The sequence below is a fragment of the Megasphaera sueciensis genome (genome assembly GCF_050219315.1).
GTDB lineage: Bacteria > Bacillota > Negativicutes > Veillonellales > Megasphaeraceae > Megasphaera_A > Megasphaera_A sueciensis.
Window position 1 is genome coordinate 631,499 of sequence record NZ_CP116939.1, and the last position, 25,802, is coordinate 657,300.

18 protein-coding genes are annotated in these 25,802 nt (G+C 41.6%); 17 read left to right on the plus strand and 1 reads right to left on the minus strand.

What is annotated here, in order from left to right; genetic code table 11:
* The first annotated feature begins 3 nt into the window (after window positions 1-3).
* From kdpB to NXG62_RS03110, 7 genes are all read left to right on the plus strand, one after another.
* Window positions 4-2,037, plus strand: coding sequence for a potassium-transporting ATPase subunit KdpB (kdpB, locus tag NXG62_RS03080; protein WP_427113524.1), 2,034 nt, complete (start codon window positions 4-6; stop codon window positions 2,035-2,037).
* 22 nt (window positions 2,038-2,059) lie between these two features.
* Complete coding sequence (gene kdpC / locus NXG62_RS03085; RefSeq protein ID WP_427113525.1) at window positions 2,060-2,644, plus strand: potassium-transporting ATPase subunit KdpC; 585 nt, start codon at window positions 2,060-2,062, stop codon at window positions 2,642-2,644.
* Between the two features lie 27 nt (window positions 2,645-2,671).
* A complete protein-coding gene (locus tag NXG62_RS03090; protein WP_427113526.1) occupies window positions 2,672-5,515 on the plus strand; it encodes an ATP-binding protein in 2,844 nt (947 codons plus the stop codon).
* Window positions 5,481-6,173 carry a response regulator gene (locus NXG62_RS03095; protein ID WP_427113527.1) on the plus strand — a complete coding sequence of 231 codons (693 nt, stop codon included), beginning with the start codon at window positions 5,481-5,483 and terminating at the stop codon, window positions 6,171-6,173. The genes NXG62_RS03090 and NXG62_RS03095 overlap by 35 nt, the downstream gene beginning before the upstream one ends.
* 474 nt (window positions 6,174-6,647) lie before the next feature.
* Window positions 6,648-7,103, plus strand: coding sequence for a MarR family winged helix-turn-helix transcriptional regulator (locus NXG62_RS03100; protein WP_427113528.1), 456 nt, complete (start codon window positions 6,648-6,650; stop codon window positions 7,101-7,103).
* Entirely contained in the window at window positions 7,100-8,191 is a 1,092-nt protein-coding gene (locus NXG62_RS03105) for an efflux RND transporter periplasmic adaptor subunit (protein ID WP_427113529.1), read from the plus strand. The genes NXG62_RS03100 and NXG62_RS03105 overlap by 4 nt, the downstream gene beginning before the upstream one ends.
* The gene (locus NXG62_RS03110; protein WP_427113530.1) at window positions 8,188-11,229 is read left to right on the plus strand and encodes an efflux RND transporter permease subunit; all 3,042 of its coding nucleotides are present in this window, start codon (window positions 8,188-8,190) and stop codon (window positions 11,227-11,229) included. The genes NXG62_RS03105 and NXG62_RS03110 overlap by 4 nt, the downstream gene beginning before the upstream one ends.
* A gap of 117 nt (window positions 11,230-11,346) precedes the next feature.
* Here NXG62_RS03110 and NXG62_RS03115 read toward each other — a convergent pair whose 3' ends face one another.
* A complete protein-coding gene (locus NXG62_RS03115) occupies window positions 11,347-13,203 on the minus strand; it encodes an APC family permease (protein ID WP_427113531.1) in 1,857 nt (618 codons plus the stop codon).
* Between the two features lie 308 nt (window positions 13,204-13,511).
* On the opposite strand from NXG62_RS03115, the gene NXG62_RS03120 reads away from it, so the two are divergent.
* The 10 genes from NXG62_RS03120 (at window position 13,512) to NXG62_RS03165 (ending at window position 25,788) form a co-directional block, all read left to right on the plus strand.
* Window positions 13,512-15,254 carry an ABC transporter permease gene (locus NXG62_RS03120; RefSeq protein WP_427113532.1) on the plus strand — a complete coding sequence of 581 codons (1,743 nt, stop codon included), beginning with the start codon at window positions 13,512-13,514 and terminating at the stop codon, window positions 15,252-15,254.
* Between the two features lie 13 nt (window positions 15,255-15,267).
* Window positions 15,268-16,569: a nitrate/sulfonate/bicarbonate ABC transporter ATP-binding protein gene (locus tag NXG62_RS03125; protein WP_427113533.1), complete on the plus strand. Its 1,302-nt coding sequence runs from the start codon at window positions 15,268-15,270 to the stop codon at window positions 16,567-16,569.
* A 237-nt stretch (window positions 16,570-16,806) separates the two neighbouring features.
* Window positions 16,807-17,847, plus strand: a complete 1,041-nt coding sequence (locus NXG62_RS03130) for a rod shape-determining protein (protein ID WP_427114222.1) — start codon at window positions 16,807-16,809, stop codon at window positions 17,845-17,847.
* Between the two features lie 2 nt (window positions 17,848-17,849).
* Entirely contained in the window at window positions 17,850-18,770 is a 921-nt protein-coding gene (gene mreC, locus NXG62_RS03135; protein ID WP_427113534.1) for a rod shape-determining protein MreC, read from the plus strand.
* Window positions 18,767-19,273, plus strand: a complete 507-nt coding sequence (mreD, locus tag NXG62_RS03140) for a rod shape-determining protein MreD (protein ID WP_427113535.1) — start codon at window positions 18,767-18,769, stop codon at window positions 19,271-19,273. Before mreC ends, mreD begins: the two co-directional genes overlap by 4 nt.
* Window positions 19,274-19,299: 26 nt before the next feature.
* Entirely contained in the window at window positions 19,300-21,135 is a 1,836-nt protein-coding gene (gene mrdA, locus NXG62_RS03145; RefSeq protein WP_427113536.1) for a penicillin-binding protein 2, read from the plus strand.
* 21 nt (window positions 21,136-21,156) lie between these two features.
* Window positions 21,157-22,074, plus strand: a complete 918-nt coding sequence (locus tag NXG62_RS03150) for an AAA family ATPase (RefSeq protein ID WP_427113537.1) — start codon at window positions 21,157-21,159, stop codon at window positions 22,072-22,074.
* Window positions 22,075-22,084: 10 nt separating this feature from the next.
* Window positions 22,085-23,197 (plus strand): rod shape-determining protein RodA, encoded by a 1,113-nt coding sequence (rodA, locus tag NXG62_RS03155; RefSeq protein WP_427113538.1) that lies wholly within the window; start codon window positions 22,085-22,087, stop codon window positions 23,195-23,197.
* Between the two features lie 13 nt (window positions 23,198-23,210).
* Window positions 23,211-25,100, plus strand: a complete 1,890-nt coding sequence (locus NXG62_RS03160) for a TIGR03960 family B12-binding radical SAM protein (RefSeq protein ID WP_427113539.1) — start codon at window positions 23,211-23,213, stop codon at window positions 25,098-25,100.
* Window positions 25,075-25,788, plus strand: coding sequence for a TIGR03936 family radical SAM-associated protein (locus tag NXG62_RS03165; protein WP_427113540.1), 714 nt, complete (start codon window positions 25,075-25,077; stop codon window positions 25,786-25,788). Before NXG62_RS03160 ends, NXG62_RS03165 begins: the two co-directional genes overlap by 26 nt.
* Window positions 25,789-25,802 lie beyond the last annotated feature (14 nt).

Sequence of the window (25,802 nt, forward strand, 5' to 3'; positions counted from 1 at the left end):
AATATGAATAAGAAAAACACATGGAATCAAGCTATTGTTATAGCTGCGATAAAAGATTCTTTTCGAAAACTAAAATTGAATACACAAATAAAAAATCCGGTTATGTTTGTCGTATACGTGGGAGCCATATTCCTATCCTGTTTGACACTGGTCAGAGTCGTCTTGGGACAGTCGGCAGAGCATCTGGGTTTCACGATACAAGTGATTGTGTGGTTATGGTTTACCGTGTTATTTGCCAATTTTGCGGAAGCCATCGCAGAAGGACGCGGTAAAGCGCAAGCGCAGGCATTACGAGATGCCAGAGTCAATACAAAAGCAAAAAAAATAGCAGCGGGAAAACAAGAAATCGTTGATGCTACGACGCTAAAGAAAAATGATGTTGTATTGATCGAAAGTGGTGATGTTATTCCCGGCGACGGAGAAATCGTAGAAGGTATGGCCTCTGTGGACGAAAGCGCCGTTACCGGCGAATCAGCTCCTGTCATTCGGGAGGCGGGAGGCGATAGGTCTTCCGTTACGGGAGGAACCGTATTGCTTTCTGATTGGATTAAAGTACGGATCACGGCTAATGCAGGTGAAACCTTTTTAGATCATATGATTTCGCTGGTAGAAGGAGCTAAGCGCAAGAAAACTCCGAATGAAATTGCATTAACGATTCTGTTAGTGGGGTTAACTATTATTTTTTTAATCGCCGTTACAACGTTGGAACCCTTTGCAATCTATTCGCAGACTGTTATTCCGGCCGTTTCACTGGTTGCGTTGCTGGTATGTCTGATTCCGACAACTATTGGAGGACTTTTGTCTTCTATCGGAATTGCGGGAATGGATCGGCTTTTAAAACGGAACGTATTGGCTATGTCCGGACGTGCCGTAGAAGCGGCCGGTGATGTCAGCGTACTGCTGCTGGATAAGACAGGTACGATTACACTGGGAAATCGTATGGCCTCTAATTTTGTACCTGCTATGGGTGTCGATGAACAAGAATTAGCGGATGCTGCGCAACTTTCTTCTCTTGCAGATGAAACGCCTGAGGGACGTAGTATTGTTATATTAGCTAAAAAGAAATATAATTTACGTGAACGACAGTTATCTGCTTCGGAAACGGAGTTTGTACCGTTTACAGCGCAAACCCGTATGAGTGGCATTAATTGGCAAGGCAGGGAAATCCGTAAAGGCGCAATGGATGCTGTTAAGAAATATGTGGAGAAAAATGGCGGTCACTTCCCCGATGATGTGCAATTTTTTTGTGAAGCCATTGCAAAAGAAGGCGGAACCCCACTCGTTGTTGCACAAAAGGATAAAGTTTTAGGTGTTATTCAATTAAAAGATATTGTTAAACGAGGGATTAAAGAACGCTTCTGTGAGCTTAGAAAAATGGGGATCAAAACGGTCATGATCACCGGAGATAATCCATTGACAGCAGCAGCCATTGCAGCAGAAGCGGGAATGGATGATTTTTTAGCAGAAGCGACACCGGAAACAAAGTTGAAGATGATACGGGATTATCAGTCTAAAGGAATGTTGGTTGCCATGACCGGTGATGGTACAAACGATGCACCTGCTTTGGCACAGGCGGATGTTGGTGTTGCTATGAACAGTGGCACACAGGCCGCTAAGGAAGCAGGAAATATGGTCGACTTGGACAGCAATCCGACAAAATTGATAGAAGTAGTGGAAATCGGCAAACAGCTGCTAATGACTCGTGGTTCTTTAACTACCTTTAGTATTGCCAATGATGTAGCAAAATATTTTGCTATTATTCCGGCTATGTTTATGGGTGCGTATCCGGTATTGGGAGCACTCAACATCATGCATCTGGCAACACCGGAAAGTGCGATTTTAAGTGCTGTTATTTTTAATGCGCTGATTATTATTGCCTTGGTACCGTTATCTCTCAAGGGTGTTGCCTATGAACCGATCGGGGCTGCTGCCATTCTACGGAAAAATCTGTTGATTTATGGTCTCGGCGGATTGATTGTTCCTTTTGTGGGCATCAAGATTATTGATATGCTTATCGTCCTGTTAGGGTTAGCGTAAAAAAGAAAGAAGGTATAAACTTATGTGGCAGCCTATAATAAAGTCCATTAAATTAATAGTTATATGTACAATAGTGACAGGTCTTATCTATCCGTTTGCTATGACAGGGGTAGCGCAGCTATTATTCCCAACACAAGCAAATGGCTCTTTATTAATAAATACGGATGGAACCATTGTTGGTTCCGAGCTGATTGGACAAAATTTTCAGAGTGATCGATATTTTCACGGCCGACCTTCTGCGGCAGGCGATGATGGATACGACGCGATGTCCTCCGGCGGTTCCAACTTGGGACCCACGAACGAAAAATTAATTAGCCAAGTTCTGGATAATATGGACGATGTGCGCAAGTCGAATGATATGTTAGATTCCGCAGAGGTTCCCAGCGATTTAGTCTTGGCTTCTGCAAGTGGACTTGATCCGCATATTACACCTGATGCTGCCTATGTGCAGGCTAGACGAGTTGCGGAAACAAGACATATGAATGTGCAGACGGTGAAAAATTTGATAAAAGAGCATATAGAAACAAAACAATTAGGATTTTTGGGTAAAGACAAAGTGAATGTATTAGTGTTGAATCGTGCGTTAGATACGGCGGCTCAATCATAATAAATATAATAGACAGGACGTCGTTTTATGACGCCCTGTTTGTTGCATGTCATGCGCGAAAATAGGCGTGGTGATTATACCGTAAGGATGGGGATAGATACAATGACGATTGCAAAAGATAACCGGCCAAATCCGGATGAACTTCTAACGCAAATGAATCAGGAAAACCGAGGCAGGCTTACCGTTTTTTTAGGAGCTGCCGCTGGAGTAGGAAAAACATATACGATGCTAAAAGCAGCACAGGAAGATTTGCTGAAAGGAAAACAAGTATATATCGGTTGGATTGAAACACATGGCAGAGTAGAAACAGAAAAATTGTCAACCGGAATTCCTGTTATTCCTCCTGCTTATGTATCGTATCGCGGGCAGCAAAAAAAAGAAATGGATACAGATGCTATTCTGCATCTTAAACCGGAAATTGTATTAGTCGACGAATTGGCACACACTAATATTCCCGGCTCAAGACATGTACGAAGATACCAGGACGTAGAAGAATTATTGGATGCGGGAATACAGGTATATACAACAATTAATATTCAACATATCGAAAGTCTGAATGATATTGTAACACAGATTACCGGTGTTGCCATTCATGAGACAGTTCCTGATTCTGTTTTGGAACAGGCGGATAGTATCCAGCTGATTGATATTCCACCGGAGGAGCTTGTCACACGTCTGCAAGAAGGCAAGGTATATTCGCATGAACAAGCTGTACGAGCATTAAAAAACTTTTTCCGCTTGGGGAATATCAATGCACTTCGTGAATTGGCACTGCGTTTTATGGCTAACCGTGTGGATGATACGATGTCTGCCTATATGAAAAAGAAAAAAATTGCCGGACCTTGGCAGGTTACGGGACGTGTTATGGTATGTGTCAGTGCCAGCCCCTTTTCAACACAATTAATCCGAACAGCCAGACGATTGGCGGATGGCTTGCATGCTGATTTTTTGGCGGTTCATATTGAGATGCCTACCCCTCGATTTCCTATGGGAAATAGGGAAAGGGCACGATTGGCTGACAATATAAAATTAGCGGAGGAACTGGGCGGAAAAATATTTACTGCCGTAGGAAATGATTTGGTACATGAGATTTTGGATATTGCACGAACGCATAATGTAACCGCCATTGTTGCGGGAAAATCACAGCACGGTCGGCTTTGGGATATATGTCATGGGGCATTTTTGGAAAAATTGATCCGGTATAGCGGCGATATTAATGTATATGTTGTACAAGGGGAAGAAGAAAAGGAAAAAGAAAAGGAAAAAGAAAAAAATCCAATACAGTCACATCCATTAGAATACAAAAACAAGCATAAACAGATTTGGTATACAGTATGCGGGATTAGTATGGCACTTTGCATTACGGGTGTGGGATGGATATTTCAATCATCACTGGAATTGATTAATATCGCATTTTTGTACTTTTTGCCAGTCCTTTTATCGGCGTTATGGTGGGGACGATGGCCATCCTATATGACCGCTGTTGTTAGTGTGTTTTTGTTTGATTTTTCTTTTATTCCGCCTATATTTACGACTTCCGTCAATGATATCCAATATATATGGACATTTGGTATTTTTCTTATATTTTCATATTTGATCGGCAAACAGACAGAAAAATTGCGGAAGGAATCAAAAATTGCACGGCAGCGAGAAAAAAGCATGCGTACCTTATATGATTTCAGTCAAGAAATAGCGGCTATAATCAAACCGGGCCAGATATGCCAAAAACTGGCCGAATATGTGGGAGAAACATTAGATCGTTTTGTGGTAGTATTATATCCGGACAAAAAAGGACAATTAAAACAAGCTGGGCAGTATATTCCGGAAACGGGAGGCCATGCGCTAAGGCTGGTAGAGCAAGAATACGCGGTAGCTGTTTGGGCGTTTAAAAATAAAAAAATGGCAGGATGTTCCACAGATACCATACCGGGTGTTCAAAATTTATATATTCCGTTGCAGACAGGGGCACAAATAGAAGGCGTATTTGGCATACAAATTGGAGATAATCCTTTATTACCAGAGGAAAAACGTATTATTGATTCTTGGATTCGATTGACTGCTATGGCAATTGAACGATGCAAGTTGATTTATCAGTCACAGCAGGCGGCATTGGCGGTCGAATCAGAACGACTGCGGACTTCACTATTCAACTCGGTATCCCATGAATTGCGGACTCCGCTTGCTTCTATTATTGGGGCTGCTTCTGCATTATCGGATACGACTGTCCAATATAATCCAAAAGAACAGTTGGAATTATTGGAAACTATTTCCTATGGAGCAACACGAATGGAACGGTTGGTCAATAATTTTTTAGATACGGCACGGCAGGAAAGTGGAATTTTGCAATTAAAAAATGACTGGTGTGATATAGAAGATATTATTGGTGTCGCGCTGCAACGTGTTGAAAAAGTCAGTGTTACGCATAATATCGTATCGGATATATCTTCTCCATTACCTTTTTTCAAAGGAGATTGCGGATTATTGGAACAAGTGCTTGTCAACTTGCTCGATAATGCAATAAAATATTCTCCGAAGGGCAGTACTATTGCGATACGAGCTTACTTAGAACATGCGCATTTGGTTGTATCTGTAAAAGACCAAGGAATAGGTATCTTATCATCGGATCAAGAGCATATTTTTGAAAAGTTTTATCGCTCGTCGAATGTTAATACCATTTCAGGGACGGGATTAGGATTGTTTATTTGCAAAGGTATCATTGAAATGCATCATGGGACAATATGGGCCGAAAATAATCCGGGAGGAGGTGCAGCTATTTCATTCAGCTTACCCGTAGATGTACAGGAAAACGGCATTCAAGTAAAAGGAAGAGATACAAATGGATGTAATAAAAATACGGATATTAGTAATTGACGATGAAATGCAAATCTGTAAATTGCTGCAGGTATCGCTGCATGCGGCGGGATATGAGGTGTATATAGCAAAGACAGGAAAAGAGGGTATTCAAAGCGCGGCATATGTACAACCCGGTTTAGTTATCGTAGACTTAGGATTACCGGATATCGATGGTAAAGATGTAGTCAAAAAAATCAGGGAATGGTCACAAATTCCCATCATTATATTAACGGCTCGCGATCAGGAACAGGAAAAAATTCAGGGGTTGGATGTGGGAGCAGATGATTATGTGACAAAACCGTTCAGTATGGGGGAATTAATGGCTAGAATACGAGTATGTCTGCGTCATTCGACAACAAATGAACAAGAATCTATCTTAACATGTGGGGGGCTTTCTGTTGATTTTCCGCAGCATCGTGTTACTTTAAACGGTGTAGAAATAAAACTCACTCCCACCGAATATAAAATTATTACCATTATGATGCAGCAAGCGGGACGTGTTTTGACACACCGACAACTTTTGAAGGCTGTCTGGGGGGAAGGCTATGGAGAAGATACGCAGTATATTCGAGTCTATATAGCACAATTACGCCGAAAAATTGAAGCAGATCCGACAAAACCTAAATATATTATTACAGAATCAGGAATTGGCTATCGATTAATGGGGGAAGAGTAAATAAATGTTGATTTTAGCCGAAGCGTAGCAGGCAATACGTTACGCTTCATGTTACCTGTTTATGAGAGAACACCTTTTCTGTTGTGTGTGACATGGCCGCCTAAGCATAACACAAGGTGTTCTCTTTTTTCTGTTTTCGTAACTATAGCTACGGTAAACCGTTATAGATTGTTACTATACAACAAACCTATTTATCAACATGTTACGCTACATGTCAATGGACGGTGCTTGTGTCAGGGTGCGTGCCGTGGCATCGAAAATATCTGCTATCGGGAATGCTTGGATTATCTTATAGAAAAAGCTGCTTTTAAGATTAATCGTTTCTGTCAAATACGCGAAGAGATAATTTTCATTATAAATGCAGTGAACAATTTCCATATCTTCTCTCATAACGGGTTGAATAATTATTTTCAATTTGTTATACTATAAACAAGTTGATATAGTCAAATTGTTTATAGAAGGAAGGGATCGTATATGGATTATCGTGATGCAGCACATCATTTCGGTGTGTTATACAGACGTTCCCAGGCATTTATTGTAAGTGCCTGCCTGCCATGGAATATTGGGTTTTCTGAATTTGTTTTTCTTACTAAGTTATATGAAAACGAAGGAGCTACATTGGATGAATTAGCCTATCTTTTAATAACGGACAAAGGGCTGATGGCTCGGACTATAAAAAATTTGGAAGATAAAGGATATATACGGCGTGAACAGGATATTCACGATAAACGGCAGAAACATATTTATTCTACGCAACAGGCATTAGGCATCAAAGATAAATTATATGCCGTATTAGAAACGTGGATTACCAATATCACGGCAGGTTTGGAACCGATAGTCGTCGAACATACGATACAGGGACTGCGAAAGATTACGGAAAATGCCGCCACGATTGCTATTAAATCAAACAAGGGGAGTGAGGTAAAATGAGCCGTTTATATACAGCAGCGCGTATGGTTGTTGTTTTTGCTGCGATGATTGCATTAACCGGCTGTGGTCAGCAGCCGGCTGATAAAGAACTGCCGCAGCTGGTCAAGGTGACAACTGTTGGCGCAGGACAAAACACCAGTGAGGCGCAATATGCCGGAGAAGTTCGCGGCCGCTATGAGAGCAATTTGGCATTTCAAGCAGGTGGCAGGATATCTGCCCGTAATGTACAGCTGGGCAGCCGGGTAAAGGCCGGCGATGTACTTATGACGGTAGATCCAAAAGATGCGGCTCAATCGGTAACTCGTTCACAGGCAGCCGTAGAATCAGCAAAAGCACAGAGGGAGCTGGCTGCGTCTAATCTATCCCGGTATCAGGCATTGTATCAGCAAAATGCGGTTCCTGCCGCTGTGTTGGATCAATACAGCACGGCATATAATCAAGCTGTGGCGGCATATGATCAGGCACAGGCTACCGCTTCCCAAGAAGAAAATCTTTTGTCTTATACTGATTTAACAGCTGATGCGGATGGTGTCATATCGGCTTTATCCGGAGAAGTCGGTCAAGTCGTGGCTGCGGGACAGACGGTTTTAACATTGGTACATACTGGAGATTTAGAAGTGCAAATCAATGTTCCCGAAAATAAAGTACAGAATTTTGTGATAGGCAAAGAAGTAAGTGTTTCTTTTTGGGCACTGCAGGGGCAAAAGGTAACGGGTACCGTGCGGGAGGTGGCTCCCATGGCCAACCAGATTTCGCGAACTTATAAAGTCAGTATAGCGCTGCCGGATCCACCTGAGGACATGCAGCTGGGAATGACAGCAACAGTTACTAATCTTTCGCAGGAAACAGGTGATTCTGAGCCGACGGTCATATTGCCGCTAGCGGCAATATATCAAACAGGAAACCAAGCTCAAGTATGGATCGTCGGCAGTGATAAAACTGTCGTGTTGAAGAATGTGACAGTAGAAAACTTTAGTGATAATAAAGTCAAAGTGACAGGCTTGAAAAGCGGAGATAGTATTGTGACTGCGGGCGTACATCAATTAAGTGCAGGGCAGACGGTCCGGACGGAGAGTGAGGATCAATGAGAAATCTTTCGGAAATTGCTTTAAAGAATAAAGCTCTTGTCTGGTATTTTATTGTTGTCATTGCCATTGCCGGCATATTTTCTTATATAAAGCTGGGACGTATGGAGGATCCGGCATATACAGTGCGGCAAATGGTAGTCACGGTTGCTTGGCCAGGGGCATCGGCACAGCAAATGGATGAACAGGTCAATGACAAAATTGAAAAAAAACTGCAGGATACTCCCCATTTGGATTATATAAAAAGTTATGCCAGACCAGGGCAGACTGTTATCTATGTTACCTTAAATGACGAAGTTGACTCCAGTAAGGTACGCGATACATGGAAGGAAGTCCGCAATCTGACGGAAGATGTAAAGAAGGATCTGCCGCAAGGTGTTTACGGTCCGTATTTCAATGACCGGTTTGATGATGTATATGGTTCCATTTATGCAGTGACCGGTGATGGGTATTCCTATGAACAGCTGCGCATCAAGGCAGAAAAAATACGCCGTATGATGCTGGATGTCAAAAATGTCAGCAAAGCGGAAATCCTCGGGGAACAATCAGAAAAAGTGTATATTGAAGTTGAAAATTCTAAACTTTCTGAATTAGGTATCTCCCCGACAGTTATTTCCAATGCGGTAAAAGGGCAGAATGAAATGACTCCTGCCGGTATGGTCGACACAAAATCAGATAATGTGTATCTGCGGATAACTGGGACTTTTAAAGATATGGATGCTATTAAAGCGCTGCCGATTAACGCGAATGGCAAAATTTTCCGTCTGGGGGATATCGCTAAGGTAGAACGCAGATATACGGAACCTGCTGATCCAAAAATGTTTTATAACGGAAAACCGGCTGTAGGTATTGCTGTATCTATGACACCCGGCGGTAATATTTTGACATTGGGGGAACAACTGCACCGTTTAGTACATGAAGTTAACAATAATGACTTGCCGGCAGGCATGGAAATCCATCAAGTTTCTGATCAGCCACAGGTTGTTAAGGATTCTATCAGTGACTTTGTCAATACACTGCGGGAAGCTATTATCATTGTCATGATTGTTAGTTTTCTCAGTCTTGGTTTCCGAACGGGACTTGTTGTGGCCGGATGTATTCCGTTAGTATTAGCGGGTGTATTTTGTGTCATGGAAATTACCGGTATCGATTTGCATAAAGTTTCCTTGGGATCTTTGATTATCGCCTTGGGCCTTATGGTAGATGATGCTATTATTGCGGTCGAGATGATGAGTGTCCAATTAGAAAAGGGGAAAGACCGTCTTGATGCGGCTTGCTATGCGTTTAACGCTACCGCTAAACCTATGTTGACAGGGACGCTTGTTACTTGCGCCGGGTTTATTCCGGTGGCATTTGCTCAAGGAGCGGCTCCGGAATTCTGTAAAGCGTTATTCCCGGTTATTTCTTCATCCCTATTGATTTCTTGGATTGTTTCCGTTATGGTAGCACCTCTTTTCGGATATTATCTGATTAAGGTCAAACCGGAGACTATGGCCAAACCTTTATATCAAAATAAATTTTATCATTATTTCCGCGGGGTATTAAACTGGTGTTTAACCCACAAATTACCGGTTATTGCCGGAACGGGTGCTTTATTTGTAATTTCTCTTTTCGTATTGAAATTGGTACCGCAGGAGTTTTTTCCTCCTTCGTTGCGTCCGGAAATCATAGTAGGGATGACACTTCCGGAAGGATCTTCCATGAAGGCTTCCCAGGAAGAGAGTAACACGCTTTCCCACTATCTGGATTCTCACATGGATCAAATAGATAATTACTCTTACTATGTTGGGGAAGGCGCCCCTCGCTTTGTATTGACAACAGAACCCGTTTTACCGGCAGATAATTATGCTCAATTCGTTGTCGTTGCCAAAGATGTCAAATCCCGGAAAGAGCTGACAGAAGGAATCCGCAAAGAAATAGCGGAAAACCAACCTAATGTGCGTAGTAATATACAATATATCCAAACGGGTCCGCCGTCAGATTATCCGATGATGCTCCGCATATCCGGCTATGATACAGACAAAGTTAAAGCATATGCACAACAAATTCTGAATCGCCTGTCTAAAGATCCCAACTTGGAAAGCTTGCATTTGAATTGGAATCAAAAAAATAAAGTGATGCATCTTGAATTGGATCAAGATAAGCTGCGGGCTATGGGGCTTGCAGGACAGGATGTGGCGCAGACCCTATATACGGAATTATCAGGGGCTACGGTTGCGGAATATTATGCTGCCGATAAAACGATTGATATTCAGGTTCGATTGAAGGGCAGTGATCGGGATGATTTAGCCCGCATCAAAAATATACCTATTTATCTTGGTTCCGCCGGATATGTGCCGTTGGAACAGGTAGCAAAAATAAGTTATGCCGCAGAAGATGGATTCATCTGGCGCAGAGATTTGAAGCCGACTATTACCGTTCAAGGTAATATTAAATCAGGCACCAGTAATGACGCAACACAGAAAGCCTATGATTCTATCAAGGATATCCGTGACAGTCTTCCCTTTGGCTATTCCGTATCTGTTGATGGTACATTGGAAAATAGTCAAAAATCATTGAACTATCTGCTGGTTCCTGTTCCTATTATGATTCTGGTTATCATGACCTTGCTTATGTTCCAACTGCGACGTCCTTCTCTTATGTTTTTAACGTTGATTACAGCCCCTATGGGAATCATCGGTGTTGCGTTTGGGATGCTTATTTTTGGAAAACCGCTGGGTTTTGTTGCTGATTTGGGGATTCTTGCTCTTAGCGGCATGATTATCCGTAATTCCGTCATATTGATTGATCAAATAGATAAACATATGAAGGCCGGCGAGAGTCCCTGGGATGCCATTATCGATTCGGCTGTTATGCGTTTCCGTCCCATCATGTTGACAGCGGCGGCGGCTATACTGGGTATGGTGCCGCTTATGCGCAGTATTTTTTGGGGCCCTATGGCAGTGGCTATTGCCAGTGGACTTTTTATAGCAACTATTTTGACCTTGCTTGTTTTGCCGACATTATATGCTGCCTGGTTTAACATAAAAAAAGAAGGATAGTGATAAGCCATAACCGTGTAACAGATTATATACGGCTGCAAGTACAGCAATCGGCACAGAAAAACAACCGCTGATACGTGTATCAGCGGTTGTTTTTCTGTGCCGATTGCTGTTTGGTTAACGGGTAAACTTAAGAGGAACGGTAGAAACCACAACATCCAAAAACTGCAGCATACGGATTCTCAATATCCAGCCGCTCTGATTATGAAGCAGCCGATGCCATAATTTCTTTGTCTCAAATTCAGGAACAAGTACCGTTATAATATCATTCGGGTTTATCGTTTTGCGAAGATTTTTAATAAAGTCGATAAGCGGGTCTGTTAATTGCCGGTAAGGAGATTGAATCATGATCATTTCAATCTCCGGTTCTAGTTCCTGCCACAATTTTTGAATTTTTAACCCGCGGGCTTCATCACTATATACATGGACAACGTAAATTTTATCTTCCTTGCTGCTGATTGTTTTAGCATACCGAATGGCACGAGCCACGGCTTGTGTGGGGGAGGCTATCGGAATTACAATGATACTGCGGCCTAAACTTGTGTGCATGAATGTCTTGTACTCATTAGGAGTTAAAACTAATTGTTCCCGTACATCATTGTAATGATGGTGAATTTTAAGGAAAATTTTTACAAGAACGGGAATAAGTAAAACAATGATCCATGCGCCGTAAATAAATTTCGTTAGTAATACAATAATTACGACACAAGCAGTCACCATGGCTCCAAACCCGTTTATGCCCGCATATACCTGCCAGTTGCGCGGTTTACTTTTATGCCAATGTACAACCATTGCCGATTGAGCAATCGTAAAAGATAAAAATACACCGATGGCATATAAGGAAATCAAGTGTTCTACATTTCCATCAAAAGCAATAATCAGTATAGCTGTAGCTAACGTAAGCAATTCAATTCCGTTGGAATAATTGAGACGTTCGCCGCGGTTTGCAAAGTATCGGGGAACATATCCGTCGACGGCCATATAGGATAATAGCGGGGGTAATCCGTTGTAAGCAGTGTTTGCCGCCAAGTACAAAATCAGCATCATCATGATTTGAATAAAATAAAAAATAAAACCTCTGCTGAAAACTTCTTCAACAAGCAGGGACAGTAATGTGTATCCCTCTACCGGTAAAATATGGAAATAAATAATTAAATATCCCAGTCCGCCCAGCATGCCTGCTAAAATTACTGCCATAAGGGCCGTTGTTTTGATAGCGTTGTTTTCCTGCGGTTCCTTAAACATGGTGACGCCGTTGGCAATGGCTTCCACTCCGGTCATAGAACTGCAGCCGTTGGCAAACGCACGCAGAATGATAAGCATAGTAAACGCGTTCATTGGCATGGAGGAACTCGCTGCGGTTACCGTACTGGCAGGAATCTGTAATACAAAAATTTGATAAAAGCCGCCTAAGATCGTCATAAACATGGAGACGATAAAAATATATGTCGGCCATACAAAAACAGTCGAAGCTTCCTGTGTCCCCCGTAAATTAACAAGCATCATGATCAATAAAACGGCAATATCTATATGTAGATGATAGGGCATCAAAAAAGGAAACGCGCTGGTTAATGCTTCCGTACCGGAAGAAATAGAAACAGCTACGGTCAACAGATAATCGGCGAATAAAGCAGCCCCGGCAATCAATGCCGGATACACGCCTAAATATTTCATGGCGATGCCGTAAGAACCGCCGCCGCCGGGATTTACTTTTACTACTTGTGCATAGGAGAGTGCTACGACAGCCAATAAAATAATGATCGCTATGATGATCGGTCCAAAATAAGAATATAATTCCAATGCCGGTACGGAAGCTAATACAAGGGCGATTTGTTCCGGTCCGTATCCAACGGATGACAAGGCATCAGAGGAAAAAATCGGCAGCGCCTTCCATTTTGGAATGCGTTCATTTTCCAGTTGTTTATTTGCTAAGGGTTTGCCGATAAGATAGCGGCTTAGTGTCTTGAACATCATGTGTGTTCCTCCTGCTGAAATATAGCACATTATTTGTAAATAAAAATTGTATTATTACCTTATTCATTATATGTTCATTTGCCTTTTTGTCAACAGAAGGAATCGTATATTGTAAATATAATGTCAAAACCGCAGAATTTTTATGTACAATACCTTTCAGTCATACTATAATGTATATGGTATTTCTTTCATTATCTATCCAATTAATTTTTATACATAAAGGGGGGAGTAAATATGGACGACGGAGGTAGTCAAGAGACGCGGCATATATATCGTTTTTCTAGTTTCTTTTATGAGGAGGTAATCGTGTGTCTATATTTACGGAAAACCCTGAAAATCAACGTATTCGAATGATAGATATTATCTTGTTAGCTTGTATATTTTTTATTTTATATGGTATAGTTCATCTGAGCGCAGGCATGATCATACCTTTTTCCGTTGAACATGAACCGAAAGTCAACTTGCAAATATCCATGCTTCCCTATTATGGCGGCAGATCACTGCTTAGAATGTTTATTGCTTTTATTGCTTCTCTTATTTTTTCTATTGTATATGGTTATATTGCGGCTAAAAATGAGTTTGCCAGAAAGATATTGATCCCGCTTTTGGATATTTTACAATCTATCCCTGTCCTGGGTTTTTTATCGGCAACTATTCTTATGTTTATTAATTTTTTCCCCAATAGTTTATTGGGTGTGGAGATCGCATCCATTTTTGCTATTTTTACCAGTATGGCATGGAATATGACATTTAGTGTGTATCAATCTATTATGACGGCTCCCAAAGATTTGCAGGAAGCGACAGAATTGCTGCATTTGAATTGGTGGCAGCAATTTACTCGGTTGGAACTTCCGGTTTCTATTATTGGCTTAATTTGGAACAGTATGATGTCTTTCGGCGGTGCTTGGTTTTTCTTAGCTGCCAGTGAAGCCATCAGTGTATTGGGACAGGATATTCAATTGCCCGGAGTGGGATCGTATCTGGCTGCAGCCATTGATGCCGGCAACGTATCTGCTATGCTCTACGCTATGCTGACAATGTTGGTTATGATATTTTTAGTAGATCAATTGTTTTGGCGTCCTTTAGTAGTTTGGAGTCAGAAATTTAAGGTTGAGTTTTCTGAAAGCGATGTGCAGCCGACTTCTTTTGTGTATGACATTTTACATGCGTCATGGCTGATGGATCTTCTTCAGCATTTGATTTTTGCACCGATTCGCGGCTTTTTGAATTATTGCGGCAATATGTTGGCAGATATGACGGCTAAAATCACCGGAACAATTCATAACAACAGGAAGGAACGAAGCGTACATATCGTCATTAAATTATTTATTTTTATTTTCGTCGTTTCCGAGTTATATAATCCGGCAAAAAATTCTGCTGTCATGGTGTATGATATGGGGTTGCATGAAATTTTTACTGTATTTTCATTGGGTTTATATACATTTTGTCGAGTTATGGCGGCATTGGCAATAGGTGCTTTATGGACTATACCGGTAGGTGTGAAGATTGGTCTCCAACCTAAATTATCTGCTAAACTGCAGCCGATTATTCAAATGGTAGCATCTTTCCCTGCCAATATGATCTTTCCTTTTGTGACGATTATTTTTTTAAGATATCAATTGAATTTTGAGACCGGATCTGTTTTTTTAATGATTTTAGGGACGCAATGGTATATTTTATTTAATGTCATTGCCGGGGCCATGAGTATTCCCAACGATTTATTGGAAGCTGCTTCTGTATTTAAAATTACCGGTTGGAAAAAATGGAAATCTTTCATTCTTCCCAGCATTTTTCCAAGTCTGGTAACCGGGTTGATTACGGCTTCCGGGGGTGCTTGGAACGCCAGTATCGTCTCCGAGCTGGTCACATGGAAAGACGTTACCCTGACAGCTACTGGCCTGGGCGCATATGTCAGTCAGGCAACAACCGCCGGAGATTGGCCGCATATCGTGCTAGGGGTCATGACAACCTGCATTTTTGTAGTGTGTGTAAACCGACTTGTCTGGCGTCGGTTGTATCGTTTAGCAGAATCAAAATTTCATTTGGATTAGGAGAGTGGGCAGAATGAGTGAATTGCTTACATTGACAGGTATAGGACGTACATTTAATATAAAAGGTTCTGCTAATACAGCGGTGTTGGAGAATATAAATTTTTCCGTTAAAGAAGGCGAGTTTTTGGCTATTTTAGGTCCGTCCGGTTCAGGAAAATCTACATTATTACGCATCATAGCCGGATTAATACCGGCGTCTTCGGGTACTGTTGCCTATTTAGGCAAACCGATTACCGGCGTAAATCCGGGAGTCGCCATGGTGTTTCAATCGTTTGCGTTATTTCCATGGCTTACGGTACTGGAAAATGTAATGCTCGGTTTGGAAGGGAAGGATTTAAAAAAAGAAGAAAAAGAAAAAAAATCGTTAAAAATATTGGATATAGTCGGTCTTGATGGGTTTGAAAGTGCATTCCCGAAAGAACTTTCAGGCGGCATGAGACAACGTGTAGGTATCGGACGGGCTTTAGTAAGCGAACCGGATATATTGCTGATGGATGAAGCTTTTTCTGCTTTGGATGTGTTGACCGCAGAAAATTTACGTCGTGACTTATTGGAGCTTTGGCTGGAAAAGCAAATCCCTACAAAAGCCATTATACTTGTTACGCATGGTATTGAAGAAGCTGTATATATGGCTGATCGTGCCATTATACTTTCTACGCGCCCGGCAACGGTAATGGAAAATATGCTGATTCCTTTACCGCGGTGGCGAGATAAGAAATCACCTGAATTTTTGTCTTATGTAGATCAGATTTATTCTTTTATGACCAAGAGGCCCGCTGTGCGTGAACCAGTAACAGCCGCTGCCAGAATCAAAACATCACCATCTCAATACACATTGCTTCCCAATGTTACGGCCGGTGCACTTACCGGTTTTTTGGAACTACTGGAAGATTTAAATGAAAAAACAGATTTATATAAATTAGCCGATCGTTTTGTAATGGATATAGAAGACTTTTTTCCATTGGTTGAAATGTCTAATCTATTGCGGTTTACAATCGTATCTGAAGGAGACATTGAATTAACACAGGCAGGGATCGCATTTGCCAGAGCCAGTGTACTGGAACGCAAAGAGCTATTCAGAGCGCATTTGCTGAAAAATGTTCCTTTTGTGGGAAAAATGGTAGACAGTTTGGAAAAAGACACCGACAACGAAATGGATATCGACTTTTTTGAAGAACAATTAACGGAAGCTTTCGGTGAAAAAAAGGCAGCGCAGCAAATGGATTTGATTATAGGCTGGATGCGATATGCGGAACTTATCGAATATGATGATGCTACGGAACGAGTGTATTTGGAAGAGGAAGGCGATAAATAACCGCTTTGTTTTCCATTAGAAAGAAAAACTGCCTGCAGCATACGCAAGATGGATGAGAAGGTAGCTTTTACTCAAAAATATACGTACTATGACTAGTTGTATCCCCGAAATTATAGCTGATATACTGCGTATGATTCGGGGATATTTTAATGGGAATTATACTGACGGAATGTATCGTTTGTGGTAAAATATAATAATGACAAAAAAGTATTGGAAAGTATGGAAAGGGATTTTGTAATGAGCTCTATTTTTTCGCCGTTAACAAAAAATATAGGTATAGATTTAGGAACTTGTACTACGCAAGTCTATGTAGAAGGACGAGGTATCGTTCTTTCCGAACCTTCTTTGATAGCGACAGATGAACGTAATAAGAAAGTAATTGCCGTAGGCAATGCTGCTGCCGGACTTCTGGCGAAATCACCGGAAACGGTGAAGGTGCATAAGCCTTTATTGAATGGAGTAATTGCCGATTATGATGTAACGAGAACTATGCTTGGCTATTTACTCAGTAAATCCGTGCGCAGTGTACAGCGTTTGCGGATTATCGTAGGCGTTCCTTCCGCTGCTTCCAATGTGGAAAAACGAGCCGTGTTGGAAGCTGTTTTTCAGGCAGGGGCTAAAGAAGCCTATTTAATGGAAACGGCGGCGGCTGCTGCCATTGGTTCTAATCTTCCCATATTTGAACCGTTAGGAAATATGGTTATTGATATGGGAGGCGGTACGACAAGTATCGCAACCTTATCATTGGGCGGCATTGCGGTGGCAAAATCAATTCATTTAGGCGGATTAGATTTAGATGCAGCGATAAAAGAGTATCTGCGTGAAAAATATGATGTAGTGACAGGTGATTCTACCGTAGAAGAAATTAAAGTCCGTATTGGTTCTGCCGTACTGCCGCTGGAAGATCAACCGTACTATTTTACAGGCCGGGGGCTGGATGATGGTTTGCTTAAGGAGGTCACCGTCAAATCCAGTGAGATTTATCAGGTAATCGCCCAACCATTGTACCGTATTTTGGATTTAGTCCGAACGGTACTGCGGGAAACGCCGCCCGAATTATCGGCAGATGTGATGGAACATGGTATTGTACTGACTGGTGGAGGTGCACTGCTTCACGGGTTGGACAAACTTTTCAGTCAAGAACTGCGCGTGCCCGTTATGATAGGAGCTAATCCGGAATTAGCAGTAGTGACCGGCATAGGAAAAGCGTTAATGAATAGAGAAAAGTTGCCGGCTCTAGTTGAAGGCGCGCAGCATATCTACAGGAGGAGATTTTAAAATTGTTTTCATTCGGTAAAAAAAGTATCATTATTATGTTGATACTATTTATATTAATAGCCGCTGTTGGCTGGATTTGGAACCGCCGCGAAGCATTTCCCTATATTACCAGACCGCTGGCACTTGCAGCAGAACCATTTGAATACAGCTTTAGTCGTATTATGAACGGATTTTCTACAGGTATTCATATCGTCGATATTAGCCTTAAAAATCGTATTGAATGGGAAGCTTTGGAAAAACAAAATGAAGAATTAAAGGAACGGAACGTTAATTATGACGAACTGCTGGCAGAAAACAAGCGTCTCCGTGCCTTGCTTGATTTTCGTTCGAATAGTCACCAATACAAATTATTAGCAGGATCCGTTATATCCCGTGATTATGGAACATGGAGCAATACCTTGATCATTGACCAGGGCAGTGCAGAGGGAGTAGCCAAAGATATGCCGGTAATTACGCCTAAAGGCGTAGTTGGATTTATCAGTGATGTATATCCTCATTCTGCCCGGGTACAGCTGATGCTTGATCCGCGTACTAGTATCGGTGCTATTGTGCAGCGTCCGGAATCTCGTGTGTCTTCTGTCGTTCGCGGCAATGGCAATACACCGACGGAACCGCAATTTGTCAATATTGCCAAAGATTCGGATATTCTAGAAGGCGATACGCTGGTTACTTCCGGGTATGGTTCCATTTATCCGAAAGGTTTGTACATCGGCACGATTATTTCTATTCATCAAAGTGATAATGACTTTGTTAAATATGCAGTTATTCGCCCCAGTGTTGATTTTTCAAAATTGGAAGAAGTATTTGTGATCGTAAAATTTTCCGATACGGGATCATATGAGAAACCGACGGTGGATCCTAAACTGGTTCCACAAACGCAGCGTGATAAAGTGGAAGGCATAAAAGGAGCTGCAGCATTATGAGGAAGATGGCATGTTTTATGATGGCGCTTGCAGCATTTATATTGCAAAGTTCGATTTTCCCCTTTATATTTAACGGTATATATCAGCCGAATATTATTTTTGTCCTTGTTGTCCTTATTGCGCTTCATCACGGACAGCGTGCAGGTATTATTGCTGCTCTTTTAGGCGGATTCTGCCAGGATGTTATTATTGGCAATTTCTTTGGACTTCATTTGCTGCCATACTTGGTCATCGCTTTTATTTGCAGTGCCATGGGACGTAATGTAGAACGTGAACAATGGCTTTTATCTTTGGTCATCGTTTTAGTGGCAACAGAATGTTGTCTCTTACTTACTTGCGGCGTTTTATTGATGTCCGGTCAATTTGTAAAAGTGATGGCATATTTGTTTGAATATAGTGTACCAATGCTTGTTTACCATGGCATTATTGCACTTCCTTTAGATCACTTCGTTTGGAAATTAAGACGGGAAGATGCATATGGTTTTTTTGGATATCGTTGGTAAGCAATATTGTACAAGGAGTGTAATTCATGCTTGAAGCGTTAATGAAAAAGAAACATCAAGACGGCCGATTCAAATATCTGTATTGGATATTGATTTTTATTTTTTCCTTGTTGATCAGCCGTCTGATTTATTTGCAAATATTTGCCGGGAATTATTATCATTCATTGGCAGAGGGAAACCGCTTGCGCACGATTCCTATAGCAGCTATGCGGGGAGTGATGTATGATCGCAATGGTCAGATTCTTGTTGGTTCACGACCCAGTTTCATTCTTACCTATGTTCCGACAAAAAAGAACATGCCGGACAGTGAGGTAAAAGAATTATCCCAGTTATTGAACATTACCCCGGATACGCTGCAGAAAAAAATGAAGAAGATCAACAGTTCTTACGAACCTACGGTTCTTGCACAAGATCTTACGCAGGATGTAGTTACGAAAATAGAAGAACGCAGAAATGAACTTCCGGGGATTGCCATTGATGTACAGCCTGTTCGATATTATCCTTATAATTCTATGGCCGCCCAAATATTTGGATATGTTGGACAGATTGATGAAACTGATATGGAACGCATAAAAGGACAGACCGGTGTTACCAGTGTTACCAGTATTGGCAGGGCGGGTCTGGAAGCGTATTATGATGATTTACTGAGGGGAAAAGATGGCGGTCGTCAGGTAGAAGTGGATGCTGCCGGCAGTCCTGTGAAGGAAATGGATCGCAAAAAATCTATATCCGGCCACAACATTCATTTAACGATTGATCTTAATCTGCAAAAAGCAACAGAACAAGCGATGGATTCACAAATAGCGAATGGAATCGGAACGGCAGGTATAGCGGCTGTTGCCATAGATCCTAATACAGGTGCTGTTCTGGCGATGGCCAGTCGTCCGGCATATAATCCGAACTGGTTTACCCGGGGGATTACTGAAAAAGAATGGAAACAAATTAACGATAATCCGGGTCATCCTATGGAAAACCGGGTTATTGCCGGAGAATATCCGCCTGGTTCAACTTTTAAAATTATTGCCGGAACCGCAGCATTGGAATTGAAAAAAGTACGTCCCGATGAGTTGATTTTTGACAGTGGTCGTGATTGGCAGGTTAATATGAGAAATGCCGGCGGTGAAGCGTTTGGCTGGATTAATTTTGAGGAAGCGCTGGCAAAATCCGATAATGTTTACTTTTATGAAATGGGACGGCGTGTCGGAATTGATAAATTAGCTGAATATGCTAAGATGTTTGGCATGGGCAAAAAAACAGGCATCGCCCTGCGCGGGGAAGCTTCCGGATTGATAGCCAGCGAAGAATACAAGGAGAAGGTGTTTCATCAAGATTGGTATCTGGGTGATACATTAAATGCGGCTATCGGGCAAGGCTTCCAACTGGTAACACCGTTACAGGCGGCCATGATCGTTAGTGAAGTTGCAAATGGCGGCATTCAATATAAACCGTTTTTAGTCAGCCGTATTGACAATCTGGATGGAACTCCGTATAAGATTTTTGCGCCTGAACAGGTGGGGACTTTATCGGTTTCAAAATCCACGTTGGATTATGTGCGTGAAGGCATGCGCAATGTAGCGGAAGAATCAGGTACAGGCGGCAGTTTATTTGCTGGTTTCCCGATTCAAGTCGCCGGTAAAACGGGGACGGCCGAAAATTTCGGCGGTTCTGATCATGGTTGGTTTGTTGCCTATGCACCGTATGATCACCCGCGTGTAGTTATCGCTGTTTTGACGGAACAGGGAGGGTATGGCGTTTCTTCGTCAGGACCTATTGTAAAAGCGATGCTGGAAGCATTTTTCCATTTAGGTACGTATGCAAACTCCGATACGGGAGCAGCTGCCCCATCTGATAAAAAAAATTAATTATAAGAGAGGAGATTTCCCATGTCAGCAATCATTTCTATTGCCTCCGGCAAGGGAGGTGTAGGCAAGACATTAGTAACTTCAACTTTAGCCATTTCCTTGCAGCGGCATGGCTATTCTGTATTAGCGGTTGATGCTGATATGGGATTACGGAATCTGGATTTGATGTTTGGTGTACAAGATGAAATTTTATATGATGCTGTAGATATAATAAAACAGCGGTGTCTTCCGAACAACGCAATTCTTGCAGTTTCTCCCGGCTTGGATTTTTTAGCGGCTAGTCAAAAACATACATGGGAAAAAATTGATGCCTCCTCCTATCAATACGTGCTGGAAGATTTAGCCGAACATTACGATTATGTTTTATTGGATTGTCCGCCTGGCCGAGGGCAGGCATATAAAAAAGCGGTGGCTATAGCGGATTATATATTTTTCGTTGTAGAACCGACTTGGACTTCTATGCGGGATACGTCACGAGTAATGCAATTCTGCGATAAGCACAAAAAATTTAATTATGCCATATTACTCAATAATTTTTATCAGCCTTCCGATGCCTTTGTTTCCGTCCGTACCATGTTGGATATGCTGGATCCAGAACATTTAGCCGGCATATTGCCGCATAGTGATGTAATACAGAGGGCCGCGCAGCAAGGTACGTTAGTGGCTGTCCCTGAAAGCAACCCTTTTTTTAAATCTTTGGAACGTACATTGGTTTACATAAAAAAAGGAACAGAACTGCCAATTTCCGATTTGGAAGCGTTATTGCCGAACGCCCCTGATATAGCACTGCCGCAGGAAGAAACAGCCATATCTGAAGATGAAATTGCGGTGGAAGAGGGATCTGCATTGACAAAGCAAAATATAGAAAAAAAGTCTGCCGGACTTTCTTTGCGGCAGCGACGCCAAGAATCTTGGTCATGGCGTCGTTACCGTCGTTAGGAGTGTAAACATGTTTAGCCTTTTTAATAAGCGAGAATGGAAAAGTTTAGATAAAGTAATGCTGGGTGCCTGTATACTGCTTGTATGTGTGAGTTTATGCATTATCGGCAGTGCTACACATATTAATAAGGGGGCCATTAATTATGATTTTGTTATACGCCAAGGGGGATTTTTTATTGTAAATCTTCTCATCATATTAGGCGTTTGCCGATTTGACTATAAAAAATTGAAACGATTCGCCGTACCTCTATATGTTATTAATTTATTAATGCTGGTAGCTGTAATGTTTTTAGGCAAGTCAGCGTTGGGGGCGCAGCGTTGGATTCAGATGGGACCCATTACCGTCCAGCCTTCAGAGTTTTCAAAGTTGATTATGATCATATGTTTGGCCGCACTTCTTTCCGATCATATGGATGATTTGCATTCTTATAAAAAACTGTTTCCGATTGCTCTGTTCGTCGGTATTCCTTTTTTACTTGTCTTAAAACAACCGGATTTAGGTACTAGTTTAGTTTTTCTGGCAATTACCTTAGGCATGTTGTTTATTGCTAATATTAATATGAAACTTTTACGCAATATTTTCGCTGCTTGTATTGTATTGGCACCGATTAGCTGGTTCTTTATGAAAGATTATCAAAAGTCACGTATTCTGGTATTTTTGGATCCCAATAGTGATCCTTTCGGCGCAGGATATCATATTATCCAATCAAAAATTGCCATAGGATCGGGAATGTTTTTTGGAAAGGGTTTATTCCAGGGTACACAGAGCCAGCTGAATTTTTTGCCTGAAAATCACACTGATTTTATATTTTCTGTCATTGGTGAAGAGTTAGGCTTTTTAGGATGCATTTTTATTTTAGCGCTATATTTTATTTTGGTATATCGGGCGCTCATAACAGCAAAGGATTGTAAAGATAGTTTCGGCATGCTGGTTGCTGTCGGTATTTTGTCAATGTGGTCCTTTCAAATTTTGATCAATGTAGGGATGACCTGCGGCATCATGCCGGTTACCGGTATTCCTTTACCCTTTATGAGTTATGGGGTAAGTGCTTTAACTACAAACATGATGTCTTTAGGATTGCTTCTCAGCATATATCGAAGACAACAGACTATGATTTTTTAAAGGAGGTTGCACCGTGTCTCATACGGTACATATAGATCCCATTCTTTTGGGAAAAGTCAGTAAACCCGCCAGATATATCGGTGGGGAATGGAATAGTGTGGTTAAGGACCACCATGCAGTGAAATTAACAGTAGCATATGCATTTCCTGATGTATATGAAGTCAGCATGAGTCATTTAGGATTACGAATCTTATATGCATTATTAAACGAGCGAACCGATGTTGCCGCTGAACGGGTATATGCACCTTGGCCCGATATGGAAGAACTTATGCTGGATAAAAAATATCCTTTATTTACGTTGGAGACCAAAACATGGGTTCGTGATTTTGATATAGTCGGATTTACTCTCCAATATGAAATGAGTTTTTCTAATATATTAAATATGCTTTATTTAGCAGGTATTCCCATGCTTTCAAAAGAGCGGGGAGAAGATATGCCCCTTATTATAGCAGGCGGTCCTTGTGCTTTTAATGCGGAACCTTTGGCTGATTACATTGATGTATTTTGTCTGGGAGAATCGGAAGAATCCGTACAGTTGCTGGCAGATACCGTTATTGCATGGAAAGAAAGTGGAAAACCGGGCGGTAAAAAAGGATTACTGAAGACTCTTGCAGGTCAGCAGGGAAATTATATCCCGGCCTTTTATCATGTTTGCTATGATGCGAATGGCAATTTTGTATCTTTGACACCCTCTGAACCGGAAGCAAAGGCATGTATTCAAAAATGTATTGTGGCTGATGAAGAACATGTCTTTTTCCCCACTAAACCGATTGTTCCCAATATTGATATTGTGCATAATCGTGCCGTTCTTGAACTATTCCGCGGCTGCAGCCGTGGTTGCCGGTTTTGTCAGGCAGGCATGTTATATCGTCCTGTCCGGGAAAAGACTCCGGAACATTTGCTTCATTTGGCAAAAGAAATGATTGCTAATTCCGGATATAATGAAATATCTCTTATGAGTCTCAGTTCTGCTGACTATTCTTGTTTAAGCGAATTAGTGGACATGCTGTTGCAGGAATTCGAAGGGAAAAAGGTCAGTGTCAGTTTGCCTTCACTTCGTGTCGACAGTTTTTCGGTCGATATTGCAAAAAAAGTACAGCAAGTACGTAAAAGTGGGTTGACTTTTGCTCCGGAGGCAGGAACACAGCGATTGCGTGATGTTATCAATAAAGGCGTAACGGAAGAAAATCTGCTGGCAGCTTGTGAAAATGCTTTTAAAAATGGATGGTCTACCGTCAAATTATATTTTATGATGGGGCTTCCTACTGAAACAGATGAAGATTTAGCCGGTATTGCTGATTTGGCATATAAAGTTCTGAATTTATATCGTAAAGTAACAGGAAAAAATAATGGCCGCGTTACCGTAAGCGTTTCCAGTTTTGTGCCAAAATCCCATACTGCTTTCCAGTGGTTCGGTCAGCTGCCTATCGAAGAAATTCGGCGTAAACAAGAATATATCAAGACGTTGATTCGAGATAAACATATTATCTATCATTACCATGATGCCAAAACCGGACATATAGAGGCCGCTTTTGCACGAGGCGACCGCCGGTTGGGAAGCGTACTCATGGAGGCTTGGAAATTAGGAGCTAAATTTGACGGCTGGTCTGAATTTTTTAATTATGATCGATGGCTTCAAGCTTTTGCCAATGCGGGTGTTGATCCCGATTATTATGCGGCACGTTCACGAGACATAAACGAGGCACTGCCCTGGGCTCATTTATCAAACGGTGCCGTTAAACCTTTCTTACAACGCGAGTGGCAGCGGGCTGCTTCCGGTGAATTGACCCCTGACTGCAGACATTTATCATGTACGGGATGTGGTGTTTGTCCTTCTTTACATGTTCATGTTATTGATAACAAGGAGGGACGAGATAATGAAAAGACTTCGTTTAGCTGTTAAAAAAGAAAACGCACTCCGGTTTCTTTCTCATTTGGATTTTGCCAGAACCGTACGGTATATTATTATTCGTGCGGGTATTCCTATTTGTTATTCGGAAGGATTTAATCCTCATATGAAAATCAGTTTTGCTTCTGCATTAGGTGTAGGGGTGGCTGCCGACATTGAATATATGGATATGGAACTTACCGAAGAGATCCCGACAGCGGAAGTAATCCGCAGAATGAATGAAAAATCTTCTCAGGGATTTGCCGTTCTAAAGGGAGTTTATGTGGATGAAAAAGCTCCCAAATTAATGGCTATGGCTAATTATGCTGTCTACGACTTATCCGGTCCATTATCAGAAAACATGAATCAAGAAGAATTAAATACATTATTGGAAACGTTTAATCAAAAGGACAATATTATGTATGAACGATGTTCTCCTAAAACGCATCGAAAACGCATGATCGATGTAAAAGAACATGTTGTAGAACCTATAACAGGTACTATTGTCGGAGATACGGTTTCGATCCGCATCGGCATACTTCAAAATGAAAATGGTGCGATTAAACCAGGTCAGGTATGGGAAGTGTTGTGCAATCAGTTTGCTATGAAAGCAACCGCTGACATGATGCTGGCTAGACGCATCGGTATTTTTCATCGTGCAGAAGGTATTTGTTATTCTTTATTTGACGTATCTGATACCTAAATCTGTTTTTATTC